This is a genomic window from Nostoc sp. 'Peltigera membranacea cyanobiont' 232, from assembly GCF_002245985.1.
Taxonomy (GTDB): domain Bacteria; phylum Cyanobacteriota; class Cyanobacteriia; order Cyanobacteriales; family Nostocaceae; genus Nostoc.
The window spans coordinates 39,328-54,848 of record NZ_NOLK01000050.1 but is presented as its reverse complement, the minus strand read 5'-3'; the positions used below and the strand labels follow the sequence as shown (position 1 = coordinate 54,848).

The 15,521-nt window shown below is 40.9% G+C and carries 11 protein-coding genes; 6 read left to right on the top strand and 5 right to left on the bottom strand.

Translation table 11 applies throughout. The annotated features are described in order from the left end of the window. The coding region (locus CDG79_RS18250; RefSeq protein WP_094343391.1) for an acyltransferase at positions 1-603 on the bottom strand (603 nt) is incomplete at its 3' end. A 648-nt stretch (positions 604-1,251) separates the two neighbouring features. Then, a complete protein-coding gene (locus CDG79_RS42455) occupies positions 1,252-1,416 on the bottom strand; it encodes a hypothetical protein (RefSeq protein WP_179063512.1) in 165 nt (54 codons plus the stop codon). A 587-nt stretch (positions 1,417-2,003) separates the two neighbouring features. Here CDG79_RS42455 and CDG79_RS18245 point away from each other — a divergent pair. The 3 genes from CDG79_RS18245 (at position 2,004) to CDG79_RS18235 (ending at position 9,249) form a co-directional block, all read left to right on the top strand. Beyond that, the gene (locus CDG79_RS18245) at positions 2,004-2,327 is read left to right on the top strand and encodes a hypothetical protein (RefSeq protein ID WP_094328346.1); all 324 of its coding nucleotides are present in this window, start codon (positions 2,004-2,006) and stop codon (positions 2,325-2,327) included. A 587-nt stretch (positions 2,328-2,914) separates the two neighbouring features. Further along, a complete protein-coding gene (gene glgP, locus CDG79_RS18240; RefSeq protein ID WP_094343390.1) occupies positions 2,915-5,482 on the top strand; it encodes an alpha-glucan family phosphorylase in 2,568 nt (855 codons plus the stop codon). 896 nt (positions 5,483-6,378) lie between these two features. Then, positions 6,379-9,249 (top strand): beta strand repeat-containing protein, encoded by a 2,871-nt coding sequence (locus CDG79_RS18235; protein WP_094343389.1) that lies wholly within the window; start codon positions 6,379-6,381, stop codon positions 9,247-9,249. Between the two features lie 129 nt (positions 9,250-9,378). On the opposite strand, the gene CDG79_RS18230 is transcribed toward CDG79_RS18235, so the two are convergent. Then, on the bottom strand, positions 9,379-10,104 hold the full coding sequence (locus tag CDG79_RS18230; RefSeq protein ID WP_094343388.1) for a DUF429 domain-containing protein: 726 nt from the start codon (positions 10,102-10,104) through the stop codon (positions 9,379-9,381). Between the two features lie 151 nt (positions 10,105-10,255). Here CDG79_RS18230 and CDG79_RS18225 point away from each other — a divergent pair, with 151 nt between their 5' ends. The 3 genes from CDG79_RS18225 (at position 10,256) to CDG79_RS18215 (ending at position 13,769) form a co-directional block, all read left to right on the top strand. After that, entirely contained in the window at positions 10,256-11,521 is a 1,266-nt protein-coding gene (locus tag CDG79_RS18225; protein WP_094343387.1) for a glycosyltransferase family 4 protein, read from the top strand. An 82-nt stretch (positions 11,522-11,603) separates the two neighbouring features. After that, positions 11,604-12,470 (top strand): hypothetical protein, encoded by an 867-nt coding sequence (locus CDG79_RS18220; protein WP_094343386.1) that lies wholly within the window; start codon positions 11,604-11,606, stop codon positions 12,468-12,470. A gap of 165 nt (positions 12,471-12,635) precedes the next feature. Then, on the top strand, positions 12,636-13,769 hold the full coding sequence (locus CDG79_RS18215) for an SAM-dependent methyltransferase (RefSeq protein ID WP_094343385.1): 1,134 nt from the start codon (positions 12,636-12,638) through the stop codon (positions 13,767-13,769). 97 nt (positions 13,770-13,866) lie between these two features. Here the strand turns inward: CDG79_RS18215 and CDG79_RS18210 are convergent, their stop codons facing one another. Further along, positions 13,867-14,772, bottom strand: coding sequence for an acyl-CoA desaturase (locus tag CDG79_RS18210; protein ID WP_094343384.1), 906 nt, complete (start codon positions 14,770-14,772; stop codon positions 13,867-13,869). 492 nt (positions 14,773-15,264) lie between these two features. Next, positions 15,265-15,510: a hypothetical protein gene (locus tag CDG79_RS43800; protein WP_143855510.1), complete on the bottom strand. Its 246-nt coding sequence runs from the start codon at positions 15,508-15,510 to the stop codon at positions 15,265-15,267. Between the last annotated feature and the right edge of the window lie 11 nt (positions 15,511-15,521).

Genomic DNA, 15,521 nt, shown 5'->3' with positions numbered 1-15,521 from the left:
ATTGACAACTGCTCCCGCACCAATAACACTACCTTTGCCGATAGTAACGCCATCTAATACCGTTACTCCATGACCTAGCCAACAGTCATCTTCAATCACAATTCCCTTCCGAGTAACACCTTGGTATTTAATCGGCTCTATCGGATCGGCAAAATTATGATTATTAGCATATATCCCTGAGTGGGCAGCAATCATACAATGCTTACCAATTTTAATGTCTCCTGGCCCCTCAATACAGACGTTGGGAGCAATGAAGGTGTCTTCATCAATATGTATACACGTATCTTCCAAACACCCTATATCAACGTTACGCTCAATAGCTACTCTATTTCCTAGATGAATTCTATTATTTTTGTGTCCTCTAGCATCCATCCGTACACCCTTGAAAATATATACTCCACTGCCAATTTCAATACAAGAAGTACCGTTAAATTCAACACCATTTTGAATATAAACTGGGCTGTCTATTTGGGCAAAAATACTCCGATATCCTAAATTACGCAACTTAGGGCCCAGAAGAAGTGTAGGAATATCTCCTAACACAGTAGTTACTACAAGTTCTTGCACGCGCTGCAATTTTGAAAAATATTCCTCGTTATGCATGGCTACATATCTCTTCAATTAATTGTTGTTGACAGTATTGAAAGTTGTTTTGCCTGTATCCTAATCTTCTGCCAATATCCAGTAACTTTGTATTTAATAATACATTATATGAGTGGCAGCATTACCAAAATTTACCCATATTTGTAGATAGTTTTCCAGATGTTGGAAAACTAGAGTCTGGCTTTAACTATGCGAGCAATTCTTGAACTTAAGTGCGCCATAGTTACTGAACTGGTATGCACAATTACATTGATTCGTTAGAAGCTTTTGTACCAGTTAAGACCCGTAAAAATTTTGCTTCTTTTTCACCAGGCTCAACTAACAAAACAATGTCAGTGCATTATAGAGTCAAATCTCAGACTATTAAATTTTCTGATGGGTAAATTTGCTGGTTTAGATAGGGTACAATTTCGGTTATTCGGCAAATTTTAAAAGCTTGTTACGCAACTAAGGATGAAGTTGTTTGCCTTGAAGCTACTTTCTCTCAGGCAATTTTAGTCTTTTGAAACAACTCATTTATACAAGCTATTTTGCAACAAAAAATACATTTAACTAGACTATTTTAAAGATTTAGATAAAATTTCTGCCTAGCATGACAATGTAATTATTGTTGGGTTTTATCGGGTATCTTTGCCCAAATAAACCCAATTAGGGTGGATTATCTCCCACATCAGCCATCACATTGAAGTTAACCATCGGTGCAAACAAGTAAGCGCTTCCCCGACTGCTATGACGGCTTTCTTGCAACGAATTTCTAGAGTATGCTGCTCCAATCATGTTGCACACGGATGATTTACAGACTAGCCAATTCATGTTTGTAATTACATGAATCGTTTTAAGAACAATTGTTTTTAACGATAACACATTTTATTTTTAGTGGAACATTCTCAAATAATTTGATTTCCAAGTTTATTGTTGATGAAAATAGCGCCAATCAGTTAACTTTTTTACTGGAGCGATGCCTGCTGCGGGCAAAGCCTATGCTACTCTTAAATAATTTTATACACTTAGTTAAAATTCATTGAGGATGGTAATTTTAAAAATGCTCTTAGCGGTTACTTGCCATTTTTGTCTGTATTTCTACCGTTGATTGTCCAAGTAATTTTCTGATTGGGCGTTAAAGTCAGAATGATATCTACTATACTTATGACAACATCTTCGTTAAAAGCCAAAAGGCTCAAAATTTTTCTCTTCCTATTACTCACAATATGAAAATTTGTAAATCACCCATTCGGGTGAGCCAAGCGGGTGATGCGTGCTTGGTACTACTCATTATAAATTTTATTGAAGGAAAGCTAAAACGTAGCTTAGTTTTTAGGAGAAGTTCACAAAATAACATCAAATAACATCAAATACCCACATTTAGGTATCGGTTTTAACTCACACACTTGGTTCAAATTATGGCTTTAATTAAAGAAATTGTCCAAGAAGCTCTAACTACCGGCTATCTGAGTGTTGTAGCCGAAGATCAACTGCGATCGCAACTTCAAAGTAATTATGACTCAGAAGACCTAGATGCCTGGATCGTGTTACAGCGAGCTATTGCAGCAGGCGGTGTAAAACAAGAGTCGCGCCGAAAAAAAGCTTCTCTCTCTCCTAAAGCCAAAGACGCTTCATCAAGTATCAAACTTGCTTATCAAATGGCAGCAGAGATTGCTTATGCAGCAGCTGTAGCTTTATCAATGACAAAAAATACCAAAGATCAGCCTTCACTAGGCGCGTAAAATAACACGCTAAAAAGTTATTTTCCTGATTTAGTATCAAAAATTATACCAAGTCGTTAGTGTAGGCGTAGCCCGCCCCAGGCATCGCTTTTCCTAGTTAACTGCTTGGTATAATTTTTTAATCTCATTTTAATTGATGTCCACGACAGGCTATTTGGTATCGCCTCTCCTGGAACTCACTTTAACATAAGAATCATAACTGCTTCTTTATCAGCGCAATTTTATTAAAAAATAATTAAAAATTTCATTTTTCTGGCAACAGCTACGATAAATTTTCACCCTCAGCCAAGACCATAGAACTGATCCCCGGAAGCAATACTAAAATAAATATAAATTATTTCTTTAAAACTAGATTTTTTTAAGTGATATATGCCACTCAATGATTAAATTTTAATATACCAAGTACATGGCTGAAAGTAACGCACAGAATTAGAAACACCTTGGTGTCAACTTTAGCAACGATGTTAAAAAAATTCTCAATGCTTAACAAAGTCATCGCTTTTTCACAAACTACAGTATAAAGAATTGGCAACATTGGTAAAGACAGTAAACAATAACCATAACTAAACTTGGAGTTTTGCCAACCTATGCAGCCAATTCGCACATTTAACGTATCTCCTTCACTACCACCGCGACTCGAACCACTGCGGCGGTTATCATATAACTTGCACTGGGATTGGAACGTTGATACTAAAGATTTATTCCGTCGCTTAGACTCTGACCTGTGGGAGTCTAGCCATCACAACCCAGTGTTAATGCTCGGTACTATCTCCCAATCGCGGCTTTTGGAAGTTGTCGAAGATGAAGGCTTTCTAGCGCAAATGGATCGGGCTGACCGTCAGTTAGACGATTATTTGCAAGAGCGCACTTGGTATCAAAAACAACGGGAAGATCAACCAAAAGAATGCTACGCCTATTTTTCGGCGGAATTTGGACTTGTCGATTGTTTACCCGTCTATTCTGGAGGCTTGGGTGTTCTGGCGGGGGATCACCTCAAATCTGCTAGCGACTTGGGGCTACCACTTGTGGGTGTAGGTTTGCTGTATCAGCAAGGCTACTTTGCCCAATACCTCAACGCTGATGGCTGGCAGCAAGAACGCTATCTGCTCAACGATTTCTATAATATGCCCTTGCATCTAGAGCGCAATGCCGATGGTTCAGAACTGCGGATTGCGGTAGATTATCCCGGACGCAAGGTGTATGCGAGAGTTTGGCGCGTACAGGTGGGAACAGTTCCTCTGTATCTGCTGGACACCAATATCGAACCCAACAACACTTACGACCACGACATCACAGACCAGCTATACGGTGGCGACATCGATATGCGTATCCACCAGGAAATTATGCTGGGGATTGGTGGTGTGCAAATGCTCAAAGCTTTGGGGCTGAAAGTTACCGCCTACCACATGAATGAAGGCCACGCCGCCTTCTCTGCTTTAGAACGCATCCGCTTGCTGATTCAGGAAGAAGGGCTGAGTTATATTCAAGCTAAACAGGTGGTAGCTTCTAGTAACATTTTTACTACCCATACACCAGTCCCGGCGGGAATTGACTTGTTTGCTCCCGACAAAATGCTGCACTACCTGGGGTACTATGCAGAGATATTTGGATTGCCCAAAGAGCAATTTTTAGGATTGGGGCGCGAGAATACAGGCGATTTATCAGGGCCTTTCAGTATGGCGGTGCTGGCGCTGAAAATGGCAACATTTTCTAACGGTGTCGCCCAACTGCATGGTGTAGTATCGCGGCAAATGTTCCAAGGCTTGTGGCAGAAAGTGCCAGTAGAGGAAGTGCCGATCGCCGCAATTACTAACGGTGTCCATGCTCGGAGTTGTGTTGCCAAATCAACTCAAGAGTTGTACGATCGCTATCTAGGCCCAAATTGGTCATCAGCACCACCAGATAGCCCATTGTGGGAGCGGATGGACGCTATACCCGATGAGGAGTTGTGGCGCAATCACGAACGCTGCCGCTTAGATATGATTTTGTATGTGCGGGATCATTTGGTGAAACATTTGACCGATCGCGGCGCTTCTGCTTCCGAAATTATCCAAGCCCAAGAAGTTTTAGATCCCTACGCTTTCACCATCGGCTTTGCCCGCCGATTTGCCACCTACAAACGCGCCACCCTCTGGATGCGTGATTTGGATCGCATTAAGCGGCTTTTGCTGGCTAATAAAGACCGGAAAGTGCAATTCGTGATTGCTGGTAAAGCACATCCTAAGGATATTCCCGGTAAAGAACTGATCCGCGATATCAATCACTTTATCCGCGAACAACATTTAGAAAAACAGGTCGTGTTTGTTCCCAATTACGACATTCACATATCCCGGTTGATGGTTGCGGGTTGTGATATTTGGTTAAATACACCGCGTCGTCCACGAGAAGCCTCTGGTACTAGTGGCATGAAAGCCGCAATGAATGGCTTGCCAAATTTAAGTGTACTAGATGGCTGGTGGGATGAAGCTGATTACGTCCGCACAGGCTGGGCAATCGGACATGGAGAGAATTACGACGATCCTAACTACCAAGATGAAGTAGAAGCAAATGCGCTCTACGAGTTGCTTGAGAAGGAAGTTGTACCGCTATTTTACGAACACCGGGATAGTGATGGCTTACCCCGTCCGTGGGTTGCCAAAATGAAGGATGCAATTCGGTTGAATTGTCCCTTCTTTAATACAGCGAGGATGGTAGGAGAATATGCTGGGAGAGCTTATTTCCCGGCTAGCGATCGCTATCATACCCTGACTGTTGATAACTATGCCCCAGCGAAAGAACTAGCCGCTTGGAAAGAAAAACTGAGCGAACACTGGTTCAATATCAGAATCAAAGATGTTGACGTATCGGCAGCTTCAGACGACATTGAGGTTAACCAAACCGTTGCGGTCATTGCCAAGGTTGACTTAGCAACTTTGAGCAAGGAAGATGTGCAGGTAGAGTTATATCAAGGTGCGATCGATGCCAATGGTGAGATTGTCAACGCTGTAACAGTGGTGATGGATTACCAAGGTGAGGATTCACAGCAATTGAGCATTTACACGGGTAATATCACCTATACCGCTTCTGGTTTGCAAGGCTTGTCTTTGCGTGTATTGCCGAAGAATCAAAATCTGGCTAATGCTTATGAACCAAGGTTGATTGCTTGGGCAGAGTAATAGGGCTGAGTAGTTATTAAATACTCAAGATTAGGCGTTGCTAATTTAAGTTTAGCAACGCCTTTTGTTGTGCGATGCAGTCACGCCCAAAAAATAATTATTGCTATAATTCCTCGTAATTATAAGGAAAATGTAATTTGACTGGAATAATCACAAAAGTCAGCTTCTTAAGCTTTGAGCGATCCGCACTTTGGAGCTATAAGTACTAATGTCTGCGAATGTGGATTTCTTGGTTTACAAACGTTATACCAATCTGTAATAGCTTTGATTGACAATCAAAATATTAATAGTACACAAAAAATATTTTTACGTAAATTTATCAGCAAATAATGTGAAGAATATGCAAAGATGCGGGTAAAAGCAAAAATAGCTAAGTAAATACAGTAGTATATGGTAAGTGTTTGGTTATTTAGATGTTCTCTATTTTCAAGCTAGACATCTAAACAGAATTGTCCACAAGGGGGGTATAAAAATCTCTTTGCCGATCAAAAGTTGAATATTTTCTCTTCTAGTAAGACTTAGACGCTGGCAAGAAACCAAATACCAAGTATAAATTCCAGGCATTCAATCGTCAGATTCTTTAATCATCCTTGTTCAATGATTTTTACTGAACAAGGATAATTAATTTAGTCTGAAATAACTGATAATCCTAAATACAGACGCTCATTAGTTTGTACAGCGCTTAAGGCTTAGATAGTTTTCAGATAGATTTAGATAGTGTCAGGTAAAAGCCATTCTCAGGATGAATCTTTGATAAACACTAGTGTTAATTAAAGATGATGTAGAAGTATGGCAGAAACTTAAAATCCTGGTTAATTTTTGTGCCCAGAAATAGCAATAAAGTCCATGTTGATAACGGAAGTTACTGAAAAGCTAGATTTAGGTAGATAAAAGTTATGGCAAATATCATTGGAACCAACGGTAATGATAACCTACTGGGTACTTATCAAGCGGACACAATTAACGGTAAAGCAGGGAACGATACCATCACAGGTAACGGGGGTAACAACACCCTAACTGGTGGTGCTGGCAATGATGAATTTGTTTATGACTACATCATCAATAATATCGATATCATCACCGATTTTGGTGGCGTAGGTAAAGGAACACACCCAACAGCAGCAGTCATTGCTGAAGTGGACACTCTAAATTTTCAGGGCGATAGTCGCTTAACTGCCCAAAATACGCTCCTGACCCAGAATGGCAACAATCTGGAAATCACCTTTGCAAATGCAGACTACTATCAAGACGACCCTACTCCCAAAGTCATTCTGCAAAACTTTGCCTTGGAAAATCTGGATAACCTCAGCAAATCCACTGGAGCGAGTGTAAACTTGGGCAATATCCTGTTTTATGGGCAAACTACCATCACAGATAGCTTTGATGTTTTCAATGCCAACTCTACCCAAAGTACTATCTTCAATAAGAATACAGTCACCTTCCTTAACGACCTGAACAATAATGTTAACGGCTTTGATAACTCAGATGATGTCATAAATGGTCAGGGGGGTGATGACAAAATCGATGGCAAAAGTGGCAATGACTTACTGAGAGGTGGTGCGGGGAATGACACGCTCATTGGTGGTGCGGGGAATGACACGCTCATTGGTAACACAGGCAATAACTCCATCGCTTATGGTACTGCCGATGATAATTTGAATCTTAATAATTCAAAAGGCAACGATCTGCTCATTGGTGGCGATGGAAATGATTTTCTCTTTGCCTCTGGTGACTACAGCTCGATCCGAGGAGGCGAAATTTTATTTGGCAATTCTATCTCTGGCAATAACACCCTCAATGGTGGCGCTGGTGACGACACCTTGAATGCTAGTTATTCAACAGGCAATAACATCCTCAATGGTGGCATTGGTGATGATTACTTGGATGCTATTTATTCAACAGGTGATAATCTGCTTTCAGGTGGCGCTGGTAATGATTATCTCTCCGTTTCTGGCCTGCACGACTACGAATTTGGAGAATTTGGGAGAATTTATGGCACTGGCAATAACACGCTCATTGGTGGTGCTGGTGAGGATACCTTAGATGCTAATTATACAACAGGCAATAACATTCTCAAGGGTGGTGCTGGTGATGATTACTTGGATGCTAGTTATACAACAGGCAATAACACCCTCAAGGGTGGTGCTGGTGATGATTACTTGAATGTTAACAATTCAGAAGGCAATAATCTGCTCTTTGGAGGTGATGGCAATGATACCCTCTCTGGGGGCACTAGTGGCAATGATCCCAACGCTCACTTCACTAGTGGCAATAATACGATGGATGGGGGTAAAGGCGATGATTTGTTGTCTGCCGATTACACCTATGTTACCGAAGGAATTACAACAACTTTCAATGCTACTACTAAAACTGGATCGATTACAGCAGGCACAAATCAGGTTAGCTACAAGAATATCGAACGATTAAATATCGTAGGTACAGCCTACAATGACAATCTTGTGGGGAGCAATGGTAATGATACGCTCTCCACGGGCGGTGGTGGCAATGATACGATCGATGGGGGTAAGGGTGACGATTTGTTGTCCGTAGATTATACCTATGCTACTGGGGGAATCACAACAACATTCGATACCAGTACTAACATTGGTTTAATTACGGCGGGCACGAATAGCGTTAGCTACAAGAATATCGAACAATTAAGTATCTCAGGTACAGACTACGATGACAATATTGTGGGGAGCAATGGTAACGATACACTCTCCACGGGCGATGGTGGCAATGATACGATCGATGGAGGGGCAGGTAACGATTACTTAGGAGTCAATTACTACAATACTAACGCAGGAATCACAACGACATTCGATAGCACTACTAACATTGGTTTAATTACGGCGGGCACGAATAGCGTTAGCTACAAAAATATCGAACAATTCAATATCTCAGACACAGCCTACGATGACAATATTGTGGGGAGCAATGGTAACGATACGTTTTATATAAGCAATGGTGGCAATGATACGATCGATGGAGGGAGAGGTAACGATTACTTAGGACTCGATTACTACGATTCTGCCGCAGGAATCACAACAACATTCGATACCACTACTAATGTTGGCTCAATTACGGCAGGCACGAATAGCGTTACCTATAAGAATATCGAACAATTCAGTATCATGGGCACAGACTACAATGACAATATTGTGGGAAACAATGGCAATGATACGATCTACGGAGACCAATATGGCAATGATACCTTCAAAGGTGGCGCTGGTGACGATTACTTAAGTGTTTTGGCTTCATCAGGCGATAAGATATTGGATGGTGGCGATGGTAATGATATTCTCACAGCCTCTAATGCCACTGGTAATAACACACTCATTGGTGGTAATGGCGATGATATCCTCACAAGTGGTGCTGGCAATGATATCCTCATAGGAGGCTATGGTAATGATACCCTCTATGGGGGAAATACCATCTATGCTGGAAACCCAAACCCTACTGATACCTTTGCTTTCAATAGTTACAATGAAGGCGTTGATACTATTTTTAATTTCAACACCAATCATGGACAGATTCAGGTATCGGCTGATGGTTTTGGTGGCGGGTTATCAATAGGTTCACTTCAGAAAAGCCAGTTTACCCTTGGAACATCTGCAACGACAAGCAATCAACGATTTATTTATAACAGTGCTACAGGTGCATTGTTCTTCGACCAAGATGGCAGTGCGGCTGGGTTTACTCAGGTAAAATTTGCACAACTATCTAGTGGATTGTCACTAACCAACAACAATTTTGTGGTTGTTTAATCTTTATTAGCGCTTGGCGATCGCCAAGCAATCCGATTTGCGGGGTGCTATTTTTAGCATCTCGCATTCCATTGCTCAATGCAAGTCGTTTTGGTAAGCGATCGCAATTCTTGTCGAGAAAGCCTTTGCTCAAATTCTTTGAGGGATGATAATGTAGCCTGTGGTGCGATCGCCTAATACTAAATTACGTTCTTCTCCCCAATACCACCAATAAGCGGCAACATAAGCGCAAATCAAGCTATCTAGTTTATCTTCAACTGCTTTGAGGGCTGTGCCTGTGGTGGGAATTTCGGAAGGAAACGAACCGCAGAGGCGCAGAGGGGGAGAGAAGGAGGGGAGGATATCGAGAAGATAATTTTGGAGTTTGATTAGTTCTAGGCGACGCTCACTGAGTCGTCCTTTTTTGTATTTGAGGATGCGTTCTAAGTTGAATAGGTTAACGATCGCTGGGTGGGGAAAAACTTCTATTTGATATCTGCTAAGTTTTTGCGGTTCAATGGTGGGTGCGTGGGCAAAACCGCGTGATTCTAATTCTAAGCCAAAGTTGATGGTGCGATCGGCAAAGGGTAGGTTTTGATTAGCTGGGTAGCATCCCGCATGATATTTGCCAAAGTATTTGTGGCTAAGTTTGTCGGGGAGGCGACTCCCGGTAGCGTTGGGTATGAGGGTAGGTGCATCTACGGCGATGATAGCTGGTTCCTTTGGTTGCACGCTTTGATCGATCCAGGTGAGGATATCTGCAATGGCTTCTTTGCGGTCTAGATCGAGGAGTTGCAGTTGTCCATCTATCCATTCTAAACAGCATAGTCCACTTGGTTGCGATCGCCAGCCTAAATCAATGCCAAGAAATTTCATTGTAATAACACGAATTTGCACTTATTTTCACATTTACGGGCAACCATTTCCCTAAATTTTCTTGCTAAAAATCGTGAAAAATAATCTTATAATCTTAAAAAGATTGTTTTAATTTATTTTATTTGGCAATAAATTAATCAAGATTATTCCCATGAAAATCTTATTTTTACATCCCAATTTCCCCTCGCAATTTCGTAACCTAGCGACAGTTTTAGGTAAAGATCCTAATTGTCAAGTTGTCTTTGGGACAAATCGTCGTGAAGGGGAAATACCTGGGGTTTATAAAGCTATTTATACTCCTTCTCGTGAAGCTGCTCTCCAAACCCACCATTATGTCCGCAGCCTGGAAAATGCTGTTCTTACCGCCCAGGCTGTCTATCGCGTGGCAGAAAAATTAAAAGCCGAGGGTTTCGTTCCAGATATAGTTTATGGCCATTCTGGTTGGGGGCCAACTTTATTTATGAAAGATGTTTTTCCCAAAGCAGAATTATTGTGTTATTTCGAGTGGTTTTATCACGCTCACGGTTCGGATGCAGATTTTGATCCCAATGAACCACTGAATGCTGATGATGAATGCCGTATCCGCGTGAAAAATACACCGATTTTGACTGATTTATATAGCTGCGATCGCGGTCTTTCTCCGACGTATTGGCAGCGACAGCAATTTCCCAAAGAATATCATAGCAAACTCACTGTTATTCATGATGGTGTTGATACCAATTTTTTTGTTCCCAAACCAGGCGCAAAGTTAGTTTTACCAAGAATAAATCTGGATCTTTCCCATGTGGAAGAGTTGGTAACTTATGTAGGACGCGGGATGGAACCTTATAGAGGTTTTCCGCAGTTTATGGAAACGGTAGCGCTAATTCAGCAGCGAAGACCTCAGTGCCATGTAGTAGTTGTAGGAGAAGATCGGGTGGCTTATGGGAAGAATCTCCCCGATGGTCAGACTTATAAACAATTAATGCTAGAAAAATTAAAATCATCTTTGGATTTATCGAGGCTGCACTTTACAGATAGGCTTCCTTACAATGAGTACCTTCAGGTTTTACAAGCTTCTTCTGCTCATATTTATTTAACCCGTCCTTTTGTTTTATCTTGGTCAATGTTAGAAGTAATGGCAGCAGGATGTTTACTAATAGCTTCTAAGACTTCGCCAGTATTAGAAGTTGTACAAGATGGAGTAAATGGACTGCTAGTAGATTTCTTTTCTCCCCAAAACATTGCTAATCGGATTGAAGAGGCACTGAATCATCCCCAAGAAATGAACGGAATTCGTGCGAATGCGCGAGAGACAATTCTGAAGCGTTATGATTTAGCGAAACTGTTACCACAGCATTTACAATGGATGTTTGCTGGAAAAAATTCTGAGAGTTTGAAAAAGCGGTCAGTTTCTAAAGGATTTGGCAAACATTAGATGGCATTAGTCATTAGTTATTGGTCATTAGTTACAACTAACAAAGGACAAATAACAGAGAAATATAAAAGCGATATTTAAAATGCGGATTATTTTTACTATTGCCCATTTTTTTAAACCTAGCAATGAGGGTCGTCATGCTTCTCAACGCAAAGACCCACAACCCCGCTTGCAGGCGTTAACTAAAAGCATTACCGCCTTACACGAATTATTTGGCAAATCTCAAAGGATCGTCAACATTGCTCAACGACTAGCTTTCCCTGCTAATCAACCTCAATCTCACGAACTAGATATTGTTATTTGTACAACCAAAGATAATCATCTTCTGAATCATCTTCCCTTGCCATCCCATTTATATAAGCATCATTCTACTAATGTAGAACCTCTGCTTTTAGGATTTGAGTGCCAAGCTGTTCTGCAAAGTTATCTTGGTCAGTATGATTACTACTGCTTCCTTGAAGATGACCTAATTATCCATGACCCTTGGTTTTTTATCAAATTAAACTGGTTTACCCAACAAGCAGGTGATTTAAATTTGCTCCAGCCAAATCGTTATGAAGTCTCCCCTCACGGTTTGGTTCACAAAGCTTACATTGATGGGGATTTGGCTTTTCGAGTAACTGCTCCCTTTCAAAATGTGCAGGAGCAACAGGAACTAAAGGGTACAATTCTGAATACACCAATTACCTTTTGTCGTGCCCTCAACCCTCACGCAGGCTGCTACTTTGTGAATGCAAATCAAATGGCTCAATGGGCTAATCAAACTTATTTTATCGACCGCGATATAAGCTTTGTTGGGCCTTTAGAAAGTGCTGCCACCTTGGGAATTATGAAGACATTTCGGATTTATAAAACCTCACCTGAGCAAGCAAGTTTTTTGGAGATTCAGCACTTTGGAACTGGGTTCCTGGGGCTAATTGGAGGACAAGTGGGTTTAGCAGAAAGGTAAGAAATATTTAGCCAACAGTTTCATATCTCGGCTCAATCCCGTATTGTATCTTCAAAAATATTCCTAAATAAATGTTAAAATTTCTTACATTTTAGTGTTAAAAACTGAAAAAATCTAAAAGATTATACTCATGTAGCGTTTTTTAATGCTTTTAGGAGTATGACTATGACTGCTGATACTCTGTTGCAAGAAATAGAAAAGTATATCCCTGTTGTGGGAGATATAAATATCAAAAGCCCATTAGCATACCAAGTAACTCGTGGGGCTGTTGAGGTAGTCAACACAGTCCAAATGGCAGTGGCAGAAGCTTATATTAACGGATTAGAAGTTCCTGATTCAGTTCTAGAATCGCTCTTCGATACCTGTATGCCAATTTTCTTTCAGTATTTCCCATCCCTCCTAGCACCCTATGAATGGGTATTAAAAGAAACCGATCATCTCGCCGAAGGATCGCGGGAACTAATGAAAATTCAGTACGACTTGCCTCAAGCCATGCTGAATACTATGTTGGGGGACGGGAAACTCATTTATCCGAAGTATAGTATGGGATTGTGGGAAAAAGGAGCATTAAACCTTGAGCAATCGCAGATGCAGATGATTGATGATGTGATTGAAAAACTAGATATCCAGGATGGAGACAATATCTTAGACTTTGGGTGCGGGTGGGGATGTGTTCCTAATTACATTCTTTCTAAGTTTCCCAATGTCAGGTTTACGGGTCTTAATTTAAGCCACGAGCAATGTGAGTATATACGCCACAAAATGCAAGATCCTGAAAGTTATCTCAGTTCAGATCGGTTTACCCTATATGAAGGTGATTTGAACAATGCAAATTTTGAGACAAAGTTTGATAAAATCCTCTCGATTGGTGTTTTTTGTCATATTGGTAACTTAACAGCAGCCTTTAAAAAATTAGCTTCGTTCTTGAAGGATGATGGCAAAGTTTTTATTCACATCATCACAGTCCGTATTCCTAACAATATGTCTAGCGTTTACACCCACAAATATATTTTTCCACACGGTCGATACTGGAATTACAATGCTGTTCCTAGCCATCAACAAGACCTCAAAACAGTTAAACAATGGTATATCAATGGCTTTAATTACTCTAAAACACTAACTAATTGGTTACGAAATTTTGACGACAATCAGACAACAATAAAAACATTAAACTATGGCATGGACTATGCCAAGTTTCGCCGGATATGGAGGTTTTATTTGATATGGTTTATTCGCAATTTTGCTAGTTGTGATGGAGAATATAATGGTAATGGTCAATTTTTAATGGTTCATTCTTAAGCGGATAAAGCTAGAGTTTCCCCTGATAGGGGTTGAATAACATAGTGTCAATTACATTCCCCATCATTTAGTTTGACCAATTTACCAACCGAAATATTCAGACAGATGTCTTTGCTTCAGCCTGGAACACTAAGTTCTGACCGTTTCGGTTTTTGGCACGGGTAAGAAGTTCTGTTTCAGAAGGGACTCTAACTTTTGACGCTAGCTTCAGGAACTCAAGCATTCTTATGAACCAAAATGTTGGGTCAGGAAGATAAGCAACCTGGCCCTCTCGCACGGTTATGCCATGCCGAGCTGACGACTGGAATGCATGATGAAGATTATGCCAGCCTTCACCCAGGGTCAAAAATGCGACAAGCCAATAGTTCCTACTATGGTCGTTGGTTATGAACGGTTGCTCGCCAAGTATGTGGCTAAGTGAGTTGACGGTGGCGACACCGTGGAAAAGGACAGTTGTGCTGAGGAAAAAAGCGCCGAGATATTCAGTTCCGCCAATGTAGTAAGAGATAGCACCAAGAGCAACGGTAGGAATAAAGTGCAAACGGTCAATAATCTTTAAAACCACGTTACTCTCAACATCCGTGGGAAGCTTTGAGGGAAAAAACTGTGGGGAGAATAACCATCCAGCCTGAGACCACCAGAATCCTTTGATTCCCTTGAAAGGTAGATAAGGGGAATGAGGATCTTTTTCTTGGTCTGAGGATTGATGATGGGCCATGTGGTGAGCTTTCCACCAACTTGGCCCCATCTGCCCAGCTGAAGCAGCCACGATGCTTCCAACGCATAGAACTGACGTTGGAGCCTGGTAGCTCTTGTGGGTGAGTAGCCTATGGTAGATGCCAGTAGTTGCAAGCATTCGTATTACATATAACAACACGGCCCACAAGGCAGCACCCCACGATAAGCCAGTAAAAATAATGATTAGCGATCCTAAATGACTCATCACGATCAAAGTAGGGCCTATTATGTAAGAAATCATCGTCAGCTGAGAGTACTGCTTCATTCGTCTTCTAACGTCCTTAAGCTTCAAAATACAAATGCACTACATCCTAGTCGCAGTTAAGCCTGCGGACAGCATAATGCCCACCCTTGCCAGCACTAACACTACAGGGATATCTTGGCACAATTCGCTTCATAGAATATAAAAAGTCCAATTCAAACACAAGCGGCTGCAAAAAAGCAGTGTGAGAAAAGCTTTAGAAGGAAAGTTGGTTTATCAAGGCTATTTATGGTATTGGGTGTAGTGAGTCAAATATTTATTGATGTTTGCACTTATTTCTATTTTTCTCTCACTCTACACCCAGTCTACTTAGTGTCATTCCATTATGGAATTAGAGTAGTCAAGCTTTCATCAGTAAAGTCACTAGGGTGGAAAAATTAATTCACAATTTCCAGATTAGTGCTACTTTATCTGACAAAAACTTAAATTTTTTTTCTGTAAATCACAGCTATTTTCAGGCAAATAGACCACGCAGTAGGTAACAGCATTGCTGTGTTATTTGAACGCAACCTTCTGCATTGTTAATGTATCGACAAACAATGGCTTTGTATTGAGACTACAGTAAGTAGCCACCTTACAAGCTATCATTAGCACACAAACTTGTGTCATTACTTCACTAAGTTGTCGTTTTCCTTCGTTAAGAGTTTCTATAGCAATCCGAGATTGAGTTAAAATCTTCATCTCGGAACGGCGAGTTGACCTGGAAAATGTCAAAATTAAATGAGTTTTGCGTAGGCGCATACTCCTACACA

Excerpts from the sequence above, each read along its gene's own strand:
- CDG79_RS42455 (WP_179063512.1), bottom strand. The coding sequence starts at position 1,416 with ATGAATTGGCTAGTCTGTAAATCATCCGTGTGCAACATGATTGGAGCA.
- CDG79_RS18245 (WP_094328346.1), top strand. The coding sequence starts at position 2,004 with ATGGCTTTAATTAAAGAAATTGTCCAAGAAGCTCTAACTACCGGCTAT.
- glgP (WP_094343390.1), top strand. The coding sequence starts at position 2,915 with ATGCAGCCAATTCGCACATTTAACGTATCTCCTTCACTACCACCGCGA.
- CDG79_RS18235 (WP_094343389.1), top strand. The coding sequence starts at position 6,379 with ATGGCAAATATCATTGGAACCAACGGTAATGATAACCTACTGGGTACT.
- CDG79_RS18230 (WP_094343388.1), bottom strand. The coding sequence starts at position 10,104 with ATGAAATTTCTTGGCATTGATTTAGGCTGGCGATCGCAACCAAGTGGA.
- CDG79_RS18225 (WP_094343387.1), top strand. The coding sequence starts at position 10,256 with ATGAAAATCTTATTTTTACATCCCAATTTCCCCTCGCAATTTCGTAAC.
- CDG79_RS18220 (WP_094343386.1), top strand. The coding sequence starts at position 11,604 with ATGCGGATTATTTTTACTATTGCCCATTTTTTTAAACCTAGCAATGAG.
- CDG79_RS18215 (WP_094343385.1), top strand. The coding sequence starts at position 12,636 with ATGACTGCTGATACTCTGTTGCAAGAAATAGAAAAGTATATCCCTGTT.
- CDG79_RS18210 (WP_094343384.1), bottom strand. The coding sequence starts at position 14,772 with ATGAAGCAGTACTCTCAGCTGACGATGATTTCTTACATAATAGGCCCT.
- CDG79_RS43800 (WP_143855510.1), bottom strand. The coding sequence starts at position 15,510 with ATGCGCCTACGCAAAACTCATTTAATTTTGACATTTTCCAGGTCAACT.